This is a genomic window from Bordetella genomosp. 10, from assembly GCF_002261225.1.
GTDB lineage: Bacteria > Pseudomonadota > Gammaproteobacteria > Burkholderiales > Burkholderiaceae_B > Bordetella_C.
On the sequence record NZ_NEVM01000001.1, the window covers coordinates 629,147 to 650,238 of the forward strand.

Annotated in this window: 18 protein-coding genes; 9 read left to right on the forward strand and 9 right to left on the reverse strand. The window is 64.5% G+C overall.

Annotated features, from left to right (window positions below):
- Nucleotides 1-243 precede the first annotated feature (243 nt).
- From ribBA to CAL29_RS02755, 6 genes are read left to right on the forward strand one after another with little or no spacing between them, the layout of a single operon-like run.
- Nucleotides 244-1,413, forward strand: a complete 1,170-nt coding sequence (gene ribBA / locus CAL29_RS02730) for a bifunctional 3,4-dihydroxy-2-butanone-4-phosphate synthase/GTP cyclohydrolase II (RefSeq protein WP_094851456.1) — start codon at nt 244-246, stop codon at nt 1,411-1,413.
- 12 nt (nt 1,414-1,425) lie between these two features.
- On the forward strand, nt 1,426-1,953 hold the full coding sequence (gene ribH, locus CAL29_RS02735) for a 6,7-dimethyl-8-ribityllumazine synthase (protein WP_094851457.1): 528 nt from the start codon (nt 1,426-1,428) through the stop codon (nt 1,951-1,953).
- On the forward strand, nt 1,937-2,428 hold the full coding sequence (gene nusB, locus CAL29_RS02740; protein WP_094851458.1) for a transcription antitermination factor NusB: 492 nt from the start codon (nt 1,937-1,939) through the stop codon (nt 2,426-2,428). Before ribH ends, nusB begins: the two co-directional genes overlap by 17 nt.
- Before the next feature lie 32 nt (nt 2,429-2,460).
- Complete coding sequence (gene thiL, locus CAL29_RS02745) at nt 2,461-3,426, forward strand: thiamine-phosphate kinase (RefSeq protein WP_094851459.1); 966 nt, start codon at nt 2,461-2,463, stop codon at nt 3,424-3,426.
- A gap of 38 nt (nt 3,427-3,464) precedes the next feature.
- The gene (locus CAL29_RS02750) at nt 3,465-3,971 is read left to right on the forward strand and encodes a phosphatidylglycerophosphatase A family protein (RefSeq protein WP_094852666.1); all 507 of its coding nucleotides are present in this window, start codon (nt 3,465-3,467) and stop codon (nt 3,969-3,971) included.
- The gene (locus CAL29_RS02755; RefSeq protein WP_256977150.1) at nt 3,968-4,507 is read left to right on the forward strand and encodes a CinA family protein; all 540 of its coding nucleotides are present in this window, start codon (nt 3,968-3,970) and stop codon (nt 4,505-4,507) included. The genes CAL29_RS02750 and CAL29_RS02755 overlap by 4 nt, the downstream gene beginning before the upstream one ends.
- Before the next feature lie 18 nt (nt 4,508-4,525).
- On the opposite strand, the gene pyrF is transcribed toward CAL29_RS02755, so the two are convergent.
- The 3 genes from pyrF to CAL29_RS02770 all read right to left on the reverse strand — a co-directional run bounded on the left by pyrF (nt 4,526) and on the right by CAL29_RS02770 (nt 7,231).
- Complete coding sequence (gene pyrF / locus CAL29_RS02760) at nt 4,526-5,344, reverse strand: orotidine-5'-phosphate decarboxylase (protein ID WP_094851461.1); 819 nt, start codon at nt 5,342-5,344, stop codon at nt 4,526-4,528.
- 73 nt (nt 5,345-5,417) lie between these two features.
- The gene (locus CAL29_RS02765) at nt 5,418-6,737 is read right to left on the reverse strand and encodes an NAD(P)/FAD-dependent oxidoreductase (protein WP_094851462.1); all 1,320 of its coding nucleotides are present in this window, start codon (nt 6,735-6,737) and stop codon (nt 5,418-5,420) included.
- Between the two features lie 92 nt (nt 6,738-6,829).
- Entirely contained in the window at nt 6,830-7,231 is a 402-nt protein-coding gene (locus CAL29_RS02770; protein ID WP_094852667.1) for a diacylglycerol kinase, read from the reverse strand.
- 264 nt (nt 7,232-7,495) lie between these two features.
- Here CAL29_RS02770 and CAL29_RS02775 point away from each other — a divergent pair, with 264 nt between their 5' ends.
- Complete coding sequence (locus tag CAL29_RS02775) at nt 7,496-8,359, forward strand: fumarylacetoacetate hydrolase family protein (protein WP_094851463.1); 864 nt, start codon at nt 7,496-7,498, stop codon at nt 8,357-8,359.
- Between the two features lie 159 nt (nt 8,360-8,518).
- On the forward strand, nt 8,519-9,607 hold the full coding sequence (locus CAL29_RS02780; RefSeq protein ID WP_094851464.1) for a mandelate racemase/muconate lactonizing enzyme family protein: 1,089 nt from the start codon (nt 8,519-8,521) through the stop codon (nt 9,605-9,607).
- 28 nt (nt 9,608-9,635) lie between these two features.
- Here the strand turns inward: CAL29_RS02780 and CAL29_RS02785 are convergent, their stop codons facing one another.
- Entirely contained in the window at nt 9,636-10,547 is a 912-nt protein-coding gene (locus CAL29_RS02785) for a YihY/virulence factor BrkB family protein (protein ID WP_094851465.1), read from the reverse strand.
- A gap of 500 nt (nt 10,548-11,047) precedes the next feature.
- Here CAL29_RS02785 and CAL29_RS02790 point away from each other — a divergent pair, with 500 nt between their 5' ends.
- A complete protein-coding gene (locus CAL29_RS02790; protein ID WP_094851466.1) occupies nt 11,048-14,911 on the forward strand; it encodes a M48 family metallopeptidase in 3,864 nt (1,287 codons plus the stop codon).
- 169 nt (nt 14,912-15,080) lie between these two features.
- Here the strand turns inward: CAL29_RS02790 and groL are convergent, their stop codons facing one another.
- From groL to CAL29_RS31190, 5 genes are all read right to left on the reverse strand, one after another.
- Nucleotides 15,081-16,721, reverse strand: a complete 1,641-nt coding sequence (gene groL / locus CAL29_RS02795) for a chaperonin GroEL (protein ID WP_094851467.1) — start codon at nt 16,719-16,721, stop codon at nt 15,081-15,083.
- A gap of 38 nt (nt 16,722-16,759) precedes the next feature.
- Complete coding sequence (gene groES, locus CAL29_RS02800) at nt 16,760-17,047, reverse strand: co-chaperone GroES (protein ID WP_094851468.1); 288 nt, start codon at nt 17,045-17,047, stop codon at nt 16,760-16,762.
- A 510-nt stretch (nt 17,048-17,557) separates the two neighbouring features.
- A complete protein-coding gene (locus tag CAL29_RS31180) occupies nt 17,558-18,082 on the reverse strand; it encodes a hypothetical protein (RefSeq protein ID WP_143277588.1) in 525 nt (174 codons plus the stop codon).
- Nucleotides 18,083-18,593: 511 nt separating this feature from the next.
- A complete protein-coding gene (locus CAL29_RS31185; RefSeq protein ID WP_143277589.1) occupies nt 18,594-19,583 on the reverse strand; it encodes a hypothetical protein in 990 nt (329 codons plus the stop codon).
- Nucleotides 19,584-20,228: 645 nt separating this feature from the next.
- On the reverse strand, nt 20,229-20,843 hold the full coding sequence (locus CAL29_RS31190) for a hypothetical protein (protein ID WP_143277590.1): 615 nt from the start codon (nt 20,841-20,843) through the stop codon (nt 20,229-20,231).
- Nucleotides 20,844-21,092 lie beyond the last annotated feature (249 nt).

Here is a 21,092-nt window from a genome sequence, read left to right on the forward strand (position 1 = left end):
TACGGGGTGGGCTCCCCCTGGCGGCTCGGTGGCAAAAAAGACAGGGGATATTACCGACCGCAGGCCGAAATTTGATGACGATTCATAATCCTGTCACCGATCGGTTGGTTGTATCCTTATATATCCATTCCGATGACAGGGTTATGTCTCCCAGTGTATCGCCGGGACGCCTGCCGCGGATATCCGGCCGCGCGCCCCCGAGAGCGGTAAAATCCCTTCCTTTACCGCTCACGCTCCTTCGCCATGTCCGCACAGTTGAGTCCCGCCCCTGCCGAACCCGGTTCGTTCGGCATCGCGCCGGTGACTGAAATCATCGCCGAACTCCGCGCCGGCCGCATCGTCATTCTGGTCGACGAGGAAGACCGGGAAAACGAAGGCGACCTCGTCATGGCCGCCGAATTCGTCACGCCCGAGGCCATCAATTTCATGGTCACCCACGGCCGCGGCCTGGTTTGCCTGACCTTGACCGAAGAGCGCTGCCGCCAGCTCGACCTGCCGCTGATGGCCAGCCGCAACGGCACCCGTTTCGGCACCAACTTCACGGTGTCCATCGAGGCCGCCGAGGGCGTGGAGACCGGCATCTCGGCCGCCGACCGCGCCCGCACCATCCGCGTCGCCGTGGCGCGCGACGCCCGCCCGGCCGACCTGGTGCAGCCCGGCCACATCTTCCCGGTGCGCGCGGTGCCCGGCGGCGTGCTGATGCGCGCCGGCCATACCGAAGCCGGCTGCGACCTCACCGCCATGGCCGGCCTGACCCCGGCCGCGGTCATCTGCGAAATCCTCAAGCCGGACGGCACCATGGCGCGCCTGCCCGACCTGGTGACCTTCGCGCGCGAGCATGGCCTGAAGATCGGCACCATCGCCGACCTCATCCAGTACCGCAGCGAACACGAATCCATCGTCCAGCGCATCGGCGAGCGCGCCATGCAGACCGCCTGGGGCAGTTTCCGCGCCATCGCGTATCGCGACACCGCCACGGGCTCGGCCCACCTGGCGCTGGTCCACGGCGACATCGACCCGCAGCGCGAAACCCTGGTGCGCGTGCACGAGCCGGCCTCGGTGCTGGACGTGCTGGACACCGGCGCCAGCGAGCATAGCTGGGGCGTGTCGCAGGCCTTGCGCACCATCGCCCAGGCGCCCGCGGGCGTGGTGGTGCTGATGAACCTGCAGGCGGCCGCCGACGAACTGTTCGGCCAGATCGCCAACTGGTCGGCCGGCGACGTCAAGCATGCCACGGGGGGCGGCGACCGCATGGGCCTGCGCACCTACGGCATCGGCGCGCAGATCCTGCGCGATCTCAACGTCGGGCAGATGAAATTGCTCGCGCGTCCGCGCAAGATGCCCAGCATGGCCGGCTTTGCCCTGACGATTACCGGTTACGATTGCGATCCTCCGATATCCACCCAGCAATAAGGCAGCTCATCCATGAATCCATACACCTTATCCCCTGATATGAACGGCGAGGGGCTGCACATCGGCATCGTCCGCGCCCGTTTCAATGAGGAAATCGGCCAGGCCGAACAGGATGCCTGCCTCGAGGAACTGGAAAAGCTGGGTGTCGACGAGCGCGACGTGATGCTGGTGACGGTGCCGGGCGCGCTGGAACTGGGCGTGACGCTGGCCAAGATGGCCGAAACGTTCGAATTCGATGCGCTGGTGGCGCTGGGCGCGGTGATCCGCGGCGAAACCTACCACTTCGAAGTGGTCAGCAACGAAATGGCCGCCGCCATCACGCGCATCTCGGTGGAAACCGGTATCCCTATCGCCAATGGCGTGCTGACGGTCGACACCGACGAGCAAGCCCAGGCGCGCGCCGCCGTCAAGGGCCGCGATTGCGCCCAGGTCGCGGTGGAAATGGCCAACCTGGTCGCCGCCCTCGAGCCCGAGGAAGACGACGAGGATGAAGAAGACGAAGATTTTGATGACGAAGACGACGATGACGACCGCCGCTGATAACGCCGCGCAGGCGCGCGCCAATGCGCGCAGCGCCCGCCGCCGTGCGCGCGAATTCGCGCTGCAGGGTGTTTACGCGTGGCTGCTGCGCGGCGACCAGGGAACCCAGGACGCCGGCGAGATCGATGCCCACCTGCGCGACGCGGAAGATTTTTCCGAAGCCGACGCGCAGTGGTTCAAGACCTTGCTGCACGGCGTGCTGCGCGAAGCGCCGACCCTGCGCGAACGCTTCATGCCCTTCGTGGACCGTCCGCTGGCGGAGCTGTCGCCGGTGGAGCACGGCATCCTGCTGATCGGCAGCTATGAACTGGTGCACCACGTCGAGGTGCCGTACAAGGTCGCGATCAACGAGGCGGTGGAACTGGCCAAGTCGTTCGGCGGCACGGACGGCTTCAAGTTCGTCAACGGCGTGCTGGACAAGCTGGCCGCCGAAGTGCGCGAACACGAAGTGCGCGCGGCCGCGGCGCGCCGCTGACGGCGCCCGCGCGCCGGAGGCAGGGAGAGCCTGTGGCGTCCGAATTCGATCTCATCGACCGCTACTTCAAGCGGCCCGCGCCGGCGGGCATGCTGGGCGTGGGCGATGACTGCGCGCTGTTCGGCGTGCCGCCGGGCATGCGGGTCGCCACCAGCACCGACCTGTTGATCGAAGGGCGGCACTTTTTCCCGGACGTCGATCCGCGCGCGCTGGGACACAAGGCCCTCGCCGTCAACGTTTCCGACCTGGCCGCGATGGGCGCCCGTCCCATCGGCTGCCTGCTGGGCCTGGCCCTGCCGACGGTCGAGCCGGCCTGGCTGGCGGCGTTTTCCGAGGGATTTCACGCGCTGGCCGAGGCCAGCGCCTGCCCCTTGATCGGCGGCGACACCACCGGCAGCACCCTGGGAATCGCCATCAGCGTCACCGTGTTCGGCGCCGTCGCGCCGGACCAGGCATTGCGCCGCGACGGCGCGCGCCCGGGCGACCAGGTGTGGGTCTCGGGCGCGCTGGGCGCGGCGGACATCGCCTATCGCCTGCTTAGCGGCCAGATGCCGGCCGACGCCGGCCTGCTGGCGGCCACGCGCGGCGCGCTGGAATGGCCGCAGCCGCGCGATGCCCTGGGCCAGGCGCTGGCCGGCGTGGCCAACGCCGCCATCGATATTTCCGACGGCTTGTTGCAGGACCTGGGCCACGTGCTCAAGGCCAGCGGCGTGGGCGCCGAATTGCGTTTTGCCGATCTGCCGGCGGCTCCCGCGCTGCGCGGCGTCGATCCGGCCCGCCTGCGCCATGCCTTGCTGGGCGGCGGCGACGTCTACGAACTCTGTTTCACCGCCGCGCCCGAGCGCGCCGACGCCGTGCGCGCCGCCGCCGCGCGGGCGGGGGTGGCGGTTACCGCCATCGGACGCATCACCGCCGCCGCCGGCCTGGCCGTGCTGGGCCCGGATGGCCGGCCGGAAACCGACCTGCCGCGCGGCTTCGATCACTTTTCCACGCCATGACAGATCCCAATTCCGGGCAGCCGCCCGTTTCGCCGTCCATGCGCGACCGCGCCCGCGTGCCTTATCCCACCCTGGGCTGGATCTGCCGGACCCCGGCCCGTTTCATCGCCTTCGGTTTCGGCAGCGGCCTGGTGCGTCCGGCCTCCGGCACCTGGGGCACGCTGATGGCCTGGTTCCTGTGGCGCGTGGCCGTGCCGCCGGCGTCCAATGTGGCATTGGGCCTGTTTCTTGCTTTTGCGTTCGTATATGGTTGCTGGGTTTGCCACCGCGTCGGCGCGGAACTGGGCGAGCACGATCATGTGGGCATGGTATGGGACGAGGTGGTCGCCTTTTGGCTGGTCCTGTGGCTGAGTCCGGCCACGTGGATGGCGCAACTGGTCGCATTCCTTTTGTTCCGCGCCTTCGATATCGTGAAGCCGCCCCCGATCAAGTACTTCGATGCGCGCATGAAGGGCGGCATCGGCGTGATGTGGGATGATTTGCTGGCCGCTGTCTATGCCTTGCTATGCATGGCCGTGTTGGTTCGACTAGGAGTCTTGCAATGATGAATCGCGATGATGGCGGGGATGCCATCGAACTGGCCACCCGGCTGGGCAAGGAATTGACGCGGCGCGGCTGGATGCTCGGGACGGCCGAATCCTGCACCGGCGGGCTGCTGGCGGGCGCCATCACGTCCGTGCCCGGGGCCAGCCGCTGGTTCGACCGCGGCTACGTGACCTACAGCAACGAAGCCAAGGCGGTGGACCTGCAGGTGCCCACCGAGACCATCGATTCCTTCGGCGCGGTCAGCGAGCCCGTGGCGGTGGAAATGGCCAACGGCGTGCTGCTGGCCTCGCGCGTGTCGCACATCGCGGTATCGACCACCGGCATCGCCGGCCCCGAAGGCGGCACGCCGGGCAAGCCGGTCGGCCTGGTCTGCTTCGGCTTTGCCATGCGCGCCGGCGACGGCATCACCACGCTGGCCGCCACGCACGTATTCCAGGGAGATCGCGCGCAGGTGCGCCAGGCTTCCGTGGTGTTCGCCCTGCGCGGCGTGCTGGAAATGATGGGCGTGCGCGAGACGGAACTGGACGCCGTCTGATTTCCTTCGATTACGCCGTCAACGCACCGCGTTGATCTGGTCGCGGAAGGCCCGCGCCGATTCCGCGGCCGCTTCGCGCCAGTCGTCGCCGCCCGACGCGTACAGGATGGCGCGGGACGAATTGATCAACATGCCGGTGCCGGCCTGGTTGCGGGCATTGTTGACGGTGGCGGTGATGTCGCCGCCCTGGGCCCCGATGCCCGGTATCAGCAGCGGCACGTCGTCGCCGATGCGCTCGCGCACCAGCGCGAGTTCATTGGGGAAGGTGGCGCCGACCACCAGGCCGCACTGCCCCTGGCGATTCCAGATGTCGGCCACCAGGCCAGCCACGTGCAGGTAGAGCGGCTGGCCGTCCTCGGTCTTGAGGAATTGCAGGTCGGAGCCGCCCGGGTTGGACGTGCGGCACAACACGAAGACGCCGCGATCGCTCCAGCCGAGATAGGGCTCCACCGAGTCCAATCCCATATAGGGGCTGACCGTCACGGAATCGGCCTGGTAGCGCTCGAAAGCCTCGCGCGCATATTGTTCGGCGGTCGAGCCGATGTCGCCGCGCTTGGCGTCGAGAATGATGGGGAGGCTCGGGTGGTTGGCGCGGATGTGCTGGCACAGCGCTTCCAACTGGTCTTCGGCGCGATGCGCGGCGAAATAGGCGATCTGCGGCTTGAAACTGCACGCATAGGGCGCGGTGGCGTCGACGATGTCCCTGCAGAACTGGAAGATGGCGTCGGGCTTGCCGGCCAGCTCGGCCGGCAGGCGGCCCGGATCCGGGTCCAATCCCACCGTCAGCAGCGAGTTGGTCGTGGTCCAGGCTTGATCCAGTTTTTGCTTGAAATTCATGGGAGATACGGTAAACGGCGAGAGACGGGCCGGGGCCGGCTGGTGCGAGGCCAGGCCATGGCCGGGAATGGATTCAGTGCAGCTTGACCCGCGCCCGCGTGCGCCGCATCAGCAGGCGGGCCAGCGCCAGGCACAGGGTGCGCCAGATGCCCAGCACCGCGCGGTGGTGCATCAGGTGCAGGTTCATGTACATCAGGCGTGCCAGTGTACCGCTTACGAACAGGCCGCGGCCGGCCAGCTTGCCCATGAGGCTGCCGAAGCCTGCCCCCTGGCCCAGGGAGGCCAGGGACCCGCGGTCCCGGTAGTGAAAGGCGTTGTCCGGTTCCGGCTGGCGGCGGATGCGGCAGCCGATCTTGCGCGCCAGGTAGGCGGCCTGCTGGTGCGCCGCCTGGGCCCGCGCGGGCACGCTGCCGTGTCCCGCCCAGGGCGCCGCGGCGCAATCGCCCAGGGCCAGCACGCGCGCGTCGGCCGTTTCCAGCCGTTCGTTGACCTCCACCTGATGCAGCCGGTTCAGCGGCAGGTCCAGCGTCCGCAGCACGGCGGGGCCCTGCATGCCGGCGGCCCAGATGCAAAGCAGGGCGGGAAACTCGCCGCCGTCGGCCATCTTCACGCTGTGGCTCGTGACCTCGGCGACGCGGCGGCCGGTCTGCAGCTTGATGCCCAGTTCGGCCAGGCGGCGGTGGGCGGCCGCCGACAGCTTCTCCGGCAGGGCCGCGAGGATGCGATCGGCGTCTTCGATCAAGGTGATCGTCAGGTCGCGGTCGGGCTCGAAACTGGGCAGGCCGTAGGCGCCGACCACCCGCCCGGCTTCGTGCAGCTCGACGGCCAGTTCGACGCCGGTGGAGCCGCCGCCGACGATGACCAGGTTCAGCCGCGCCGTCGGATCGTGCACCTTGGCCTGGTCCACCTGGATCATGGCCTTGAGCAGGGTGAGGCGAAACTGCTCGGCGTTCTCGGTGGCGTCCAGCGTCACCGCGTGCCGCGCGGCGCCCGGCGTGTCGAAGAAATTCGATTGGCCGCCGATGGCCAGCACCAGCGTGTCGTAGGGCAGGGCGCGCTGGGGGATGACGGGAATGCCTTGGGGGTCCGTGATCGTGCCGACGGTGATGGTTTGCCGCTCGCGGTCGACGCTCGCCAGCTTGCCCAGCACGAAGCGGAATCCGCACAGATGGGCCAGGACGAGGTAGGACAAACCTTCCTGGTGGATGTCCAGCGTGCCGACGGCGACTTCATGCAGCGACGGCTTCCAGATATGGAAGGGCCTGGCGTCGACCAGGGTGACGAAGTCCGGCCCATGGAGCCGGCCCAGACGCGCCGCCAGCTCCAGGCCCCCGGCGCCGCCCCCGACGATGACGACACGATGCGGAGACGGGGAATGGGGGTTCGGCGGCATGGCGCGAGTATAGACTTTCAGCCGCCTGACTCGTAAGGAAAACTTTCAAATATCCCTATATTCTGGCGTCTTCAAGGAGACCGGCAGGCGGCCTAAAGGACGAACCTGCCGAGCGCGACGGCAACCCAGAGAACGACGGTGAAAATCAGCAACAGCATGACCGCCGCGCTGCCCAGGTCCTTGGCGCGGCCGAGCAGCGGATGCATTTCCACGGACAGGGCGTCGGCCAGGGCTTCGACCGCGGAATTGAGCAGTTCGGTGACCAGCACCATGATGACGGAAAAAATCAGCAGGAAGACTTCCGCCACCGATCGGCCCAGCCAGAAGGCGGCGGGAATCATGAGGATGGCCAGCGCCAGTTCCTGGCGGAAAGCGGCTTCGTAGCGCAGCGCGGCCTTCAGGCCCTGCAGGGAATAGCGCAGGGCGTTGAAGATGCGGCGCACGCCGCCGGTGCTTTTGAAAGGCGAGTGCTGGGGAGGGGGCGTAGGCGTCATGGCGAATACGTCGTGGGGGCGCGCGGGCGCGGCCCGCGGGTGTCGATGCCGGCGGCTCGGAATGGCGGCCGGACCCGCATCATAACTGCCGCGGGTGGCGGCAGTGCGGTAGAGTTTGCGTCGGGGCGCGCGCGGCATCCCGCGCGGCGCGGATATTTTTCATCGCCGGGCCGCTCCCAAGATGAAAAGCGCCCCCTCGGGGGGCAGCAAGCGGCGCAGCCGCGCGGCGTGGGGGCCTTTTTTCACTTCGAGGAAGAGATAGCCATGAAGTTGATGCGTTACGGCGCCAAGGGCGCCGAAAAACCCGGACTGGTGGATAGCGAGGGCCAGGTGCGCGACCTGTCCGGCGTGGTGACGGACATTACCGCCGACCTGCTGACGCCGCAGGGCCTGGCGCCGCTGGCCCGGATCGACCCCGCCGCCTTGCCGCGGGTGGCGCAGCCCGGCCGCATCGCGCTGCCCTGGGCCGGCATGGGCAAGTTCGTGTGCATCGGCCTGAACTACGCCGATCACGCCGCCGAGGCCGGCCTGGCCTTGCCGGCCGAGCCCATCATTTTCATGAAGCCCATCAGCGCGGCGGTCGGCTGCAACGACCCGGTGGTGCTGCCGCGGGACTCGGTCAAGGGCGACTGGGAAGTGGAGCTGGGCGTGGTCATCGGCGCCCGCGCGCGCTACGTGTCCGAGGCCGACGCGCTCAAGCACGTGGCGGGTTATTGCGTGGTCAACGACGTGTCCGAGCGCGAATACCAGATCGAGCGCGGCGGCACCTGGGACAAGGGCAAGGGATGCGACACCTTCGGGCCGGTCGGGCCCTGGCTGGTGACGGCCGACGAGGTGCCGGATCCGCAGGCGCTGGATATGTGGCTGGACGTCAATGGCGAACGGGCGCAGACGGGCAATACCCGCACCATGATCTTCGGCGTCGCCCAACTGGTCAGCTACGTCAGCCGCTTCATGACGCTGTACCCCGGCGATCTCATCAGCACCGGCACGCCGCCGGGCGTGGGCATGGGCGCCAAGCCGCCGCGCTACCTGAAGCCGGGCGACGAAATGCGCCTGGGCGTCGCGGGGCTGGGCGAACAGCATCAGACGGTCCATGCCTGGGATCCGGATCTGATAGATGGCTGAATGAGGCCATGCGGCGGCGGGGCCGGCGCGGCGGAAGCGCGAGGTTACCGACGAAACGAATTCGAACGCGGTAGCGGCGGCGTCCTCGGGTAGATTGGACCGATACCCATCGACGCCGCCGGCTCATCGTGATCCGGCGCCTGCACTGGAGCATATTGCATGAGCAAGGCACCCACCGCCGTGCGCGCATTGCGTTTCTACGAAGCCCGGATCCAACTGGGCAAGCCCATCGTCGACGCCGCGCACACGATACCCGCCATCGGTTTCCTGGTCGCGGAAATCGAGCTGTACAACGGCAAGCGAGGCCAGGGCTATCTGCTGGCCTATCACTATTCCCCGCACGCGATCCGCGGCGCGCTGCGCGATATCGAACAACAGGCCGTGGGCCTGGATTGCGCCGCGCCCGGCCTGCTGCGGACGCGCTGCACCATGGAACACGCGTATTTCGGCAACGAGGGGCTGTTGCATTGGGCCCTGGGCGTGGTCAACGTCGCCTTGTGGGATGCATGGGCGCGCACGCTGGATGTCTCCATGCATCGTTTGTTCGGCACCCACTGCGACAGCATCCTCGTCTATGGCTCGGGCGGCTGGTTGTCGTTCTCCGACCAGGAGCTGGTGGAGCATGTGTCCGACCAGGCCCGCCGCGGCTATCGCGCGGTGAAGATCAAGGTGGGCTCCTCCGATATCTCGCGCGACATCGCGCGCCTGCGCAAGGCGCGCCAGGCCATCGGCCCCAGCGTGCGCATCATCATGGACGCCAACCAGAGCCTGCAACGCTCGGATGCCTTGCTGCTGGCGCGCGAGGCCGAGAACCTGGGCATGGTGTGGTTCCAGCAGCCCCTGGACCGCCTCGACTACGACGGCTATGCCGCCTTGCGCCGCCAGACCGGACTGCCGCTGGCCATGGGCGAGTCGGAGTCCAACCTGGAAGGCCTGAAGCGGCTGATCGCCGGCAACGGCATCGACATGTGGCAGCCGGACCTGATCCGCCTGGGCGGCGTCGAGAACTGGCGCGCGTCCGCCGCCTACGCGGCCGCCCATCACGTGCAGATCATGCCGCACTACTACCGCGACTACGACGTCCCGCTGCTATGCGGCACGCCCGGCGGCTTGGCGGCCGAGAGCTACGACTGGATCGACGACCTCATCGACACGCCCATGCGCATGGAGAACGGCAACGCCTTTCCGCGCGAGGGCCCGGGGTGGGGCTTTCGCTTCAAGGAATCGGTGCTGACGGAAATGCGTTGAGGATGCGGCCGGCGCCTGGGGCCTGGCCCTAGGCGGCGGGGTCGGCCGGCACGGTCCGCGTTTCCTCGGACTTGGACCCCAGGTGGCGCGCATATTGCCGGGTGAACACCGCGCCGAAGAAAAAGATCTGCGCGGAATAGTAGATCCACAGCAGCAGCGCCACCACCGAGCCGGCCGCGCCGTAGGCCGAGGCCACCTTGCCGCTGCCCAGGTAGAGACCGATCCCCCACTTGCCCAGCACGAACAGCGCCGCCGTCACGATGGCGCCCGGCACCACGTCGCGCCAGGGGATGGTGACGTTGGGCAGCAGCTTGTAGATCACGGCGAACAGCGCGGCCACCACGGCGAAGGAGAACAGGCTGGACAGGACGTCGGCCAGCGTCGCGAAAGCCGAATTGGCCCATAGCGCGCCGTAGTAGTGATGCGCCGCCGCCAGCGCCGCGTTGACGGTCAGCGAGATCAGCAGGAACAGCGCCAGCACCAGCACCAGGCCGAAGGACAAGAGGCGGCTGCGCACCAGGCCCTGCACGCCGGCCTTCTTCTGGCCGCGCACTTCCCACAATTCGTCCAGGCTCTCCTTCAATTCGGCGAAGGCGGTGGTGGCGCTGAATATCAGCACGCCCAGCGAAATGACGGTGGCGATGACGCCGCTGCCCGATTCATGCGCGCTGGCGAGCACGATCTGGATGACCTCCGCGCCGCGGTCGCCCATCAGGTCGCGCAACTGGTCCACCAGTTGGGAACGCACGGCGTCTTCGCCGAAGAACATGCCGGCCAGCGCGATCACCAGGATCAGCATGGGGGCGAGCGAGAACACCATATACAGCGCGAGCGCCGCGCCTTTGCTGGACGCGCGGTGCTCGGACCATTGGCGCGCCGACGCCATCAGCAGGCGCAGCAGGGTGGAAGGGCGGTCGCGCAGGCGGGACAAATAGGACATGGCGTATGCGGATCGTGGAAGGCTGCTCAAAGGCCGAGGGTCTCATAGTACCGGCAGGCTGTCCCAGGAAATGGGATTCGGCTGTGTCGGCGTTGCAATTGGCATGCCCGCCGGGGCTGCCGGGTGGGCATAGCTATGCCTTCGCGTCCCTCGGTTTGCCCCTCTGCAAACGGAAACAAAAGGAAATTGCTGGGCAGGGCTCATTCCTGCGCCCCGCGTTTACGTCATCCGTAGGGAAAAGAAGCTGCATGGGATGACGGCGCCGGCTTGGCGACGGGCTGCCCTGGGAAAATCCCATGGGCAAAATTTCCATCCAGGAACAACGCTTGCCCCTCGGCAGTCACACGACTCCATGGGTATTGATTCCAACTATTACACATTGAGTTTCTATTTGTAGCAAAGCCGGCCGTGGCTGGGCTACGATTCGGGCGCTCCGCGCTGCGGTAAGCAAGGACACCGCCGCGGGCCTGAATCCAAGACCCCAACGACGGAACTTGCTCGTGTCCACACTCCCCGACTCGCTGCCGCCCGGCTTCCCCGCCACGTCATCGCCTCCCCGCCCGACCAGCGCCTATCGCAACCGCGCCTGGATCGCCGTGGCCGGCCTGCTGGTATTCATGGTGCTCTACCTGGGGCTGGCCGGCTGGCTGGTCTATACCGCCTATCGCCTGCTGGGCGGCGCCATCGCGTCGAGCGGCGCGCTAGCCGGTCCCGGCGAATCGGCCGGCGACAACGTCATCGTCGGCTACGCGGTCGGCGGCTGCGCGGCCTTCCTGGCCGCCTTCATGCTCAAGGGCCTGTTCTTCGTCAAGCGCGGCAGCGTCGACGACGAATACGAGGTCAAGGCCGATACGCAGCCGGAACTCTTCGCCTTCCTGCGCGCCATGGCCGACGCCGCCGGCGCGCCGCGGCCGCACCGGGTCTTCCTGTCGTCGCGGGTGAACGCGTCGGTGTCGTACGACCTGTCCATCCTCAATCTGTTGATGCCCTCGCGCAAGAACCTGGAGATCGGCCTCGGGCTCGTCAACGTCTTGACGCTGGGCGAGCTGCGCGCGGTGCTGGCGCACGAATTCGGCCATTTTGCCCAACGCTCCATGGCGGTCGGCCGCTGGGTCTACATCGCCCAGCAGATCGCCGGCCACCTGGTGGCGCGGCGCGACCGCTTCGACCGCTTCCTGCAATCCATCTCCAATTCGGATTTCCGCATCGCCTGGATAGGCTGGCTGATCAGCCTGATCGTCTGGGCCATCCGCGCCCTGGTCGATTCCGCCTTCCGCGTGGTGGTGCTGATGCAGCGCGCCTTGTCGCGCGAAATGGAATTGAACGCCGACCTCGTCGCCGTGCACCTCACCGGTAGCGACGCCCTGGTGCATGCGCTGCATCGCCTGCAGGCCGCCGACGACTCCTGGGACCGCGCCCTGCGCTTCGCCTTCAACGAGAAGGGCGACGGCCATCCGCCGGCCGATATCTTCGCGGTGCAGACCCGCATCCTGAGCCATATGCGCCGTATCCTGAACGATAGGACCTACGGCGTCGTCGACCCCGTGCCCGCCGAGAACCCGGCCGCGCACCGCGTCTTCACGGCCGGCCTGGCGCAGCCGCCGCGCATGTGGCTGACCCACCCGCTGAATCACGAGCGCGAAGCCAATGCCAAGGCCAACTACGTGCCCTCGCCGGTGGAGGAGGGCAGCGCCTGGGACCTGTTCCGGGACGTCGAGGCGCTGCGCCTGCGCCTGACGGAAATCACGCTCGGCCCCAAGGACAAGGACGCGGTCGCGCCGGAAGCGCCGGACGTCACCTTGCGGCGCCTGGACGAACAGTTCAACCGCGAGTACCTGGACAGCCGCTATCGCGGCATCTACTTCGGCCGCTCGCCGGTGCGCCACACCGCCGACGCGGGGGCGTTGTTCGATCCGTCGGCCTCGGCCGATCCGGCGGTGCACGCCAGCTTCTATCCGGCCAGCCTGACGCAGGACATGGAGGAGTTGCGCGCCCTGGAGCTGGATGTCGACCAGTTGTGTGGCCTGGCCGAAGGCGACCTCAAGGTCGAGGGCGGCAAGATCCGCCATCGCGGCGGCGAGGCGTCGCTGTCGGAACTGCCGTCGCTGCTGCAATCGACGCAGCGCAACCTGGACACGGTGCGCGCCCGCCTGCGCGATCACGATTATGCCTGCCGTAGCTGGCACCTGGCGGCCGCGCGAAACGCCGGCCCCGAATGGGCCGCCTATCTGGAAGGCGTGCTGCGCGCGCTGCATTTCGCCGATCACGCGGAAGCCGATCTGCGCGACGCCAACGCCGCCTTCCATAGCCGGATTTCGGTGGAGACCGTCGCGCGCCGCGTCAGTCGCGGCGGCCGCAAGCGCGTCCTCGCCGCCGCCAAGGATCTCTACGCGACGCTGCAGCAGACCTACGCCAAGGCCACCGAGGTGCAATTGAATCCGCGTTTGGCCGCGGCGACCGGCATCGAGGACTTTCCGAAGGAACTGGGCGCGTTCGAGCTGACCGAGCCCACCGCCAAGAATCTCGGTAGCTGGATCGACGTCATCGACGGCTGGGTCAACTCCGCCACGGGCATGCTGGGCGCCTTGCGCAGCCGCTCCCTGGACGAACTGCTGCTGACCGAATCGCGCATCGCCGCGCACGCCCTGCAACAGGCGCCGCTCGATGCCGCGGAGACGCCGCCGCGCGTGCCGCGGTCCTACAGCACCCTGCTGCCGGGGCAGGAGCGCCAACGGCAGACCAAGCTGAACTGGTGGAGCCGCTTCCTCATCGCCGACGGCGTGTTCCCTTCGTTGTTGCGGCTGGCGGTCGCGGGCGCCATCGTCGCGGTCGTGCTGGGCATCAGCATGTTCCTGGGCAACGCCACCTTGATCATCTATAACGGGCTCGCCCAGCCGGTCATGGTCAGCGTGGGCGACAAGCTGCGGGTGCAGGTGCCGGCTCACGGCTACGTGAGCCATACGATGGAACCGGGCGCCGCCTATACGGTGGAGACCCGCACGCTCAAGGGCGACGTCATCGAGTCCTTCAACGGCGACATCGACCGCCGCTTCTCCCACGTGGTGTACGACGTCGCCGGCGCCAGCCCGCTGGTGGAGTGGACCGCCGCCTACGGCAACGCCTCGCAGCGGCCGCCGGTGTGGCACGGCGCGCCGCGGTGGAGCACCATCAGCGTCGACTACTTCTTCCGCGACCCGCCCAATTCCGTCAAGACCAAGGGAGGCGGGGCCACGCGCACCGCGCTGGAGGGCGGCGGCGACGGCAGCCCGGCCGAATTGCTGCGCCTGGTGCCGTCCGAGGAAGAACGCGCGACCATGCTGCTGGCGCACGCGCGCTGGGATCCGCCCACCAACCCGCATTCCATGGAATGGTTGATCGCCGCGGCCGGCGCGCCGGGGTTCGACGAGGTGCTGGCGCAGCGCCTGCGCCTCGCGCCCAAGGACATCATGCTGAATCGCCTGCGCCAGGACACGACCACCGGCGCGCAGCGCGAGGCGGTGTGCAAGGACCTGCAGCAGCAGGCGCAGGCGAATCCCGCGGACGCCGACGCGCAATACCTGGCCATCCGTTGCATGCCGGAGTCTCCCGCCAAGGACCAGGCCTTCTTCGATGGCAACAAGCGCTGGCCGCAGCACGCCTGGTTCGCCAATGCGGCCGGCTATCTCGCGGCGGCGAAGGGCGATTGGGCGACCGCCCAGCCGCGCCTGCTGACGGGCTATCTGCACCTGCCCATGATGCAGCCCGCCATCGGGTCGGAGCTGGTCCGCGTGATGCGCGCCAGCGATCATCCCGATACCTTCCGCATCGACGAGATCGTCAGCAATTCGCGCGAGCTGAGCACGTTGCGCGTGCTGGAAACCGGGCAGGGCCTGGCGCAGCGGCCCGACCTGCAGGCCTTCTCCGCGCTGGCCCAGGGGCGTCTGGAAGTCGCCGTCGGCCTCGCGCACCAGAAGCCCGCGACCGAGGCGCGCATCCTGCGCCTGGTCGGCGCTTCCGACGGCGCGTCGCAAGCCGCAGTCGATCGCGCGCTGGCGCTGCCGGGCGGCGAGGGCCTGGACGAGGATACGATCTGGACCAGCATCGCCTTGGCGGCGCGCGCCAAGCGCGACTATGCGCCGCTGCTGGCCCAGGTGCCGGACGCGCTGCAGCGCTACAAGCCGGCCATGGTCCAGTTCCTCGAAGCGCTCCAGCAGAAGCGCCCGGCCGCCGTGGCGGAACAGAGCCTGAACGGCCTGCCGCCCGCGATGCGCGGCCAGGCCTATGCGATGGCGACGGTCCTGCTGGGCAAGGATACGCCGCCGGCCTGGCGCCGGGGCGCGATGACCCTGCTGTTCGCGCCGGAGCATCCTTACTTCAAGAGTTGAGGTCTCGGAGGCGGCGGAGCGAGGGCGATTTTATAAAGCGAAGAAGTTGCCTTGCCGCCTCGCTCGCCATAGACCATAGACGTAAAAAACCCCGGGGGTTGGATTCCAACCCCCGGGGTTTTTGCTTGGGAAGGCAGCCGTTGCCGGCCGCCTCTTGGGCAAGGACTTCTTAGAAGTCCATGCCGCCCATGCCACCCATGCCGCCGGGCATCGCCGGGGCAGCGGGCTTGTCTTCGGCCAGTTCGACCACGGCGGCTTCGGCGGTCAGCAGCAGGCTGGCGACGGAGGCGGCGTTTTGCAGGGCGGTGCGGGTCACCTTGGTGGGATCCAGCACGCCTTGCTCGACCAGGTCGGTGTACTCGCCGGTCGCGGCGTTGTAGCCGTAGTTGCCCTTGCCGTTCAGCACGGTGTTGACGACCACGCTGGCTTCTTCGCCGGCGTTGGTGACGATGGTGCGCAGCGGTTCTTCGACGGCACGCAGGATCAGCTTGATGCCGGCGTTCTGGTCAGGCGTATCGCCCTTCAGGTCGACGATGGCTTGCTTGGCACGCAGCAGGGCCACGCCGCCGCCGGCCACGACGCCTTCTTCCACCGCCGCACGCGTGGCGTGCAGGGCGTCTTCGACGCGAGCCTTCTTTTCCTTCATTTCGACTTCGGTCGCGGCACCGACGCGGATCACGGCAACGCCGCCGGCCAGCTTGGCCACGCGTTCTTGCAGCTTTTCACGGTCGTAGTCCGAGGTGGCTTCGTCGATCTGCACGCGGATTTGCTTGACGCGGGCTTCGATCGAGGTGCTGTCGCCGGCGCCGTCGATGATCGTGGTGTTTTCCTTGCCCACTTCGATGCGCTTGGCCTGGCCCAGCTCTTGCAGCGTGGCCTTTTCCAGCGACATGCCGGTTTCTTCGGAGATGACCACGCCGCCCGTCAGGATGGCGATGTCTTCCAGCATGGCCTTGCGGCGATCGCCGAAGCCGGGCGCCTTGACGGCGGTGGTCTTCAGGATGCCACGGATGTTGTTCACCACCAGGGTCGCCAGGGCTTCGCCCTCGACGTCTTCGGCGATGATCAGCAGCGGACGGCTGGACTTGGCGACTTGTTCCAGCACCGGCAGCAGATCGCGGATGTTGCTGATCTTCTTGTCGTAGATCAGGACGAAGGGATCGTCCAGCGCGGCGACTTGCTTTTCCGGGTTGTTGATGAAGTAGGGCGACAGGTAGCCGCGGTCGAATTGCATGCCTTCGACGACATCCAGTTCGTTTTCCAGCGACTTGCCGTCTTCGACGGTGATGACGCCTTCCTTGCCGACCTTGTCCATCGCGTCAGCGATGATCTGGCCGATGGAGGAATCGCTGTTGGCCGAGATCGAGCCGACCTGGGCGATTTCCTTGCTGGTGGTGACCGGCTTGGATTGCTTCTTCAGCTCGGCGACGGCGGCGGCAACGGCCTTGTCGATACCGCGCTTCAGGTCGATCGGGTTGAAACCGGCGGCAACGTACTTCAGGCCTTCCTGAACGATGGCCTGGGCCAGCACGGTGGCGGTGGTGGTGCCGTCGCCGGCGTTGTCGGAGGTCTTCGAGGCGACATCCTTGACCAGTTGGGCGCCGATGTTTTCGAACTTGTCCTTCAGTTCGATTTCCTTGGCGACGGACACGCCGTCCTTGGTCACGGTCGGGGCGCCGAACGAGCGCTCCAGCACGACATTGCGGCCCTTGGGACCCAGGGTGGTCTTGACCGCGTTAGCCAGGACGTTCACGCCGCGGACGATGCGTACTCGGGCGTCGTCGCCAAACAGAACTTGCTTGGAAGCCATATTCTTTCCTTACGGGGAATTCTGATGAGATGAGGGATTTACTGGATCACGGCGAGGATTTCTTCCTCGCGGATGACGAGCAGTTCCTCGCCATCGACCTTCACCGACTGGCCGGCGTACTTGCCGAAGAGCACCTTGTCGCCTGCCTTCAGATCGACCGGCAGGATCTTGCCGTCTTCCGTGCGCTTGCCGGGGCCGACGGCGATGACTTCGCCTTGGTCAGGCTTTTCAGCGGCGCTGTCAGGGATGACGATGCCCGAGGCGGTTTTGCGCTCGTTGTCCAGACGCTTGATGATCACGCGATCATTCAGAGGACGCAGGGCCATGAAGAACTCCTGTTTTCTTGAAACGGTAAGGGGGGTTGTCTCGCTTGCCCCGGGGCCGGAAGGGCGAAGGTGCTTGTTAGCACTCACCGGAGGCGAGTGCTAATTATAAGGATGCTTGGAGAGGGTTCAAGGGGGGAGGGGGTGGCTGTTACAAAATTGGGGGAGGTGTTGACGGAGGTGGCGGATTGTTGTCGATGTTCACGGCCGATGAAATTTGTCCACCTAGCGTGAAATTTTCGAACTGCCCCCTGATCGACGGTTTCGCCTGTAGGCAAGAAGGGGACAAATTCGATTCCTCTTGCTGCAATCTTCTGCCACCGAATGGCTTCCGCCGGTTGAACAAAACGGGTGATCGGTAGATATCCGTTCGGGATGTGGGCCTTAACACGCACCGAAAAACTTCACGGCCTGCCGCCCCCGGTTCTCTAAGATTGGGGTGACGGGCAACCAGGATTAAAAGCTGCCGTAGAGTTCGGGAGCGACCGCCTGCGGCTAGAAAGCACTGGAGGCTTATTCACCCACGTAATGGAACCAGCCCTTCCCGATACGGGTGACCATACCTTTGGGTTCGTAGGGCGGCACATCCCTAGCGTCGTAAAGATAGGCATCGTGGCCCACGAGCTGCTGTTCTAGCAGATCAGCGTAGTCAACAGATCCGTCGTCTGCGAAAGTGAAGCTTGCCTCCATGATGCTTATTCCGGCAGCGTCAAACGCTCGTCGCAGTTCGGAGAAGATCGCCTTCGAGGCGGGCGTGAATGGCGCATACGGCTCTCGATTTGCCAGGCAGGCGCCGCTGGAACTGGTCGGGGGATCCGCGTAAAGTTGCGTGCCAGTCTTTAGATAGCGGCACCAGTCCATATCCCGATAAGCAACAACATTTCGATCGCGCGCAACGGTGAGGATGCCAGAGAGATCGCTGGGTCCCGTTACCGAACGCCTCGCAAGAATCATCACGGCAAGCAACGCTAACGCCAATACGATGCCGATGATCGCGATTCGGCGTGGTCTGACGATGCGGATTTGTCCCATGTTCATTCGCAACGGTGAGGCCGTTTAGACCCGCCAGGCGATTCACCCCAAGGGCAGATCGAACCCCAGATGAAGCACATATACAAAATCACTTATCTAAATGGAAAGATCTACGTCGGGATGGATCTCACGGGTAGCCTGAGCTACTTCGGCTCGATCAACGAAGCGCTTCTGCGCAGCGACTTTACCCGAGGGGAAATGCTCGATTTCACCATCAGGAAACAAATCCTGTGGGAGTCTTCGACGGCTACTGATGCTGAGGTTCGGAGGCAAGAAGTGGAGATTATCCGTACCCTTGGCGCCAACGACCCGAGCGTCGGCTACAACCGTTGGGCGAAATTCGGGGAGCTAACCGGGGCCGGTGTCGAAGTTTACGGTAGCTGGAATTCTGGTCAGGAAAGTGGACCTAGCCGGAGCCGGCCGCGCCGGTCGGGACCGTCTAAGGATATCTCGTCCGTCCGCTTTCGACTCTGGGCGGTCTTACCGACGTTGTGGCCATTCGGATGCCCGCTATCCTCTAGAAGAGTTGGATCGACATACGCGCCGCATGCCTGGATTGCAGTGTCGGCAGATGTCTATCAATGAATGTATTCAAGCCATCGTGCGCATCTTGAGACCAAGTATCGTTGAAGATGCTGGTGTCCAAGGTGGCCTTGAACTTGTCGAGGTCAACTAAGGACAAAGATCGCAAGAACTCCGTCACATCAGCTAGCGCATGGCTAGTGACGTCCGGTATCGGCCAATGATCGTAGAAGCTCGTGCCGAAACGCACTGCGCAGACTTTGATTTCGCCGCTTCGGTACTCCGAGATCGACGAGACGAGCCCTCCGCTGCCGTTGGGCCAACTGAATTGCGTCTCTTGCAGGCTCAGCTGCCAGATGTGCTCGTCCACAGCCTGACCTATTAGAAGGAGCGTCCAGCCATGGCCTTCCGCTGCCATACCCACAATTGTTCCCGTATCGATGTGGCGTTCCAATTCTTGCCAAAGGGCGCCTTTTGCGCAGAGTAGAGCAGCTTCAAGTGCTGCGCGTGATGCACGATCCGCAGCTTGTTGGCGAATTACTCGTGCCTCCCTCCGCTCATTTTTCTCCGCCTTGTTTTGTGCCCGTCTGGCAATGAGTTCAAATGTTGGAGCGGTCAGTTCCTTTACCTGTGTATTCAGTGCCTCACCGGTAATGCGGATATATGAAAAGATGTCCTCGATGTGCGCCAAAAATAAGTCGATACGCCATCGGCAATCGCTGCGCATCCACTCTGTGGCACCGTCAAGCACGCCTGCGTCGGCAGCGACCTCGGCTGCTGAGAGCCGCCATTTATCGAATATGCGTAGGAGAATTCGTTCCAGGAGTACCGCCACCTTGGCGCTCTGTACTTCAAGCCCGGCTGAGTTAGTCCAGTCAATGTCGTCCAGACCGAAGCGGCGCGCCCGTTGAATGATGTCATTGGCCTTTCCAATCTTGAAGCGTCGGCCGTTGCGATGAGCAAGCAAATAGACGTGTGATTTCATTTTCAGTGGTGTTCATCAAGCCCGCACCTTGCTTGTAACAAGGCAGCTAATATTCGTGAGTCAGCTATTCTGCTGGCCATACGAGATGCCGAAGTCTTGCCCCCCATCTATGATGAAAATTTTGTCTGGTCTCCTGGGAAAAATCGACAGCATAGTTACTTTTTGGACGTTAGTCTTCAACTTCCGGTTTGGGTGAGGCCTGACGATCACCGTTATGGCTTCTAGGGTCAGCAGCCAGCCTGAAGCAGTCGGCCAAGGGGGTGTTGCGACAGGCAGTTCCTGGCCGATGTCGGTCACCGCCAAGCCATTGAGGTTGTATCACTGAGCCGGCGGAATGGGTCAAAAAAGGAAAAATTCCACGCTAGGTGGACAAGAAGCGGGAAAGTTCTACCTTAGCTGGACAAAAAATTCCATCTTGTTTGAACAATTCCAACCTGACCATTGATTTTGCGAAACTCACGATTCCATCGTGTGTGAACTTCGACAGGGGGGATGTGGGAGGTCAGAGAGCTGGGATTCCTCTCCGCGAGTTTGGAACTCTAGGCGCCCCCGGGGGTACCAGCTGAGTCTAATTGAAAGGGATGCTAACGTTAGAGGTAAGCGATCTGCCCAAGGCTCGTCCGCTTGACCCAAAAGTTAGACCGCTCAAGCCGATGGCCAAACATTCGAGAAGTCCATTTTTACCCTGATTTGATTCTCGAAATCCATAATGCTTCTGGCACACTCGACTTTTCCCCACCAACGGTCAACAACATAGCCGTTAATTGGGTCGCGATAATAGTAGCTATTGCTTCCGATTCTTTGATCTGAATTCACCGGGGCTAGCACACACGGCAAGCCAAGTGCATAGATGGCACTTTCTGGAAAGGTCATCGCTCGGTGTTCGATATCGATCATGAAGTTTTGAATGCCATTTGCTACCTTTATCGTTATGCCATATCCATCCGGCAGTTGATTGCCATGTGCGTAATTGCAGCGGAATTTTTCGTAGACGATATTCTCGAACTTCATGCCAATCCTTCCATTTTTGTTCTTGAAGGGGAATAATGTATCTTTAAGGTTGAGGCCTCCATGCATGAGTTCGATGATATCGAGATATTCGACAATAAACTTTCTGAACCTATCCCCTACGGGCTTAATCTTCGGGTACATCTTCTTTGCCGTGCCGTCGATGGCTAGGCACGCAAAGAGCATTGCCTTATCTAGGTCTCCGCTATCACATGCATCTAACGAGTATTTAATATGATCAGCAATTTTCATGGCTATTTAACTATGAAGATGAACGACAAAAATGTAGCCTAATATTGGTCGCCTAAATTTGGAATTTAATTATTCCGATCAGAAAAAGCTATTAGATTTCATTTGGGCAATCGTACCTTCATGAGCGCAAGGTGACTTTTGTCTAGCTGCTAGCCATTAGCAGCATGCTGCCGCAACTCTTCTCCGAGAAAACTACAAGTAAGATGACACGGCAATAACCTCCCTGATGACAGAATTTCTGCTTGGTCG

Bases quoted from the DNA above. Each gene is read 5' to 3' on its own strand.
- groL (WP_094851467.1), bottom strand. From the start codon at position 16,721: ATGGCTTCCAAGCAAGTTCTGTTTGGCGACGACGCCCGAGTACGCATC.
- groES (WP_094851468.1), bottom strand. From the start codon at position 17,047: ATGGCCCTGCGTCCTCTGAATGATCGCGTGATCATCAAGCGTCTGGAC.
- CAL29_RS02775 (WP_094851463.1), top strand. From the start codon at position 7,496: ATGAAGTTGATGCGTTACGGCGCCAAGGGCGCCGAAAAACCCGGACTG.
- CAL29_RS02780 (WP_094851464.1), top strand. From the start codon at position 8,519: ATGAGCAAGGCACCCACCGCCGTGCGCGCATTGCGTTTCTACGAAGCC.
- CAL29_RS31180 (WP_143277588.1), bottom strand. From the start codon at position 18,082: ATGAACATGGGACAAATCCGCATCGTCAGACCACGCCGAATCGCGATC.
- pyrF (WP_094851461.1), bottom strand. From the start codon at position 5,344: ATGAATTTCAAGCAAAAACTGGATCAAGCCTGGACCACGACCAACTCG.
- CAL29_RS02750 (WP_094852666.1), top strand. From the start codon at position 3,465: ATGCGCGACCGCGCCCGCGTGCCTTATCCCACCCTGGGCTGGATCTGC.
- CAL29_RS31190 (WP_143277590.1), bottom strand. From the start codon at position 20,843: ATGAAAATTGCTGATCATATTAAATACTCGTTAGATGCATGTGATAGC.
- ribH (WP_094851457.1), top strand. From the start codon at position 1,426: ATGAATCCATACACCTTATCCCCTGATATGAACGGCGAGGGGCTGCAC.
- CAL29_RS02770 (WP_094852667.1), bottom strand. From the start codon at position 7,231: ATGACGCCTACGCCCCCTCCCCAGCACTCGCCTTTCAAAAGCACCGGC.
- CAL29_RS02785 (WP_094851465.1), bottom strand. From the start codon at position 10,547: ATGTCCTATTTGTCCCGCCTGCGCGACCGCCCTTCCACCCTGCTGCGC.
- CAL29_RS31185 (WP_143277589.1), bottom strand. From the start codon at position 19,583: ATGAAATCACACGTCTATTTGCTTGCTCATCGCAACGGCCGACGCTTC.
- CAL29_RS02755 (WP_256977150.1), top strand. From the start codon at position 3,968: ATGATGAATCGCGATGATGGCGGGGATGCCATCGAACTGGCCACCCGG.
- ribBA (WP_094851456.1), top strand. From the start codon at position 244: ATGTCCGCACAGTTGAGTCCCGCCCCTGCCGAACCCGGTTCGTTCGGC.
- nusB (WP_094851458.1), top strand. From the start codon at position 1,937: ATGACGACCGCCGCTGATAACGCCGCGCAGGCGCGCGCCAATGCGCGC.
- CAL29_RS02765 (WP_094851462.1), bottom strand. From the start codon at position 6,737: ATGCCGCCGAACCCCCATTCCCCGTCTCCGCATCGTGTCGTCATCGTC.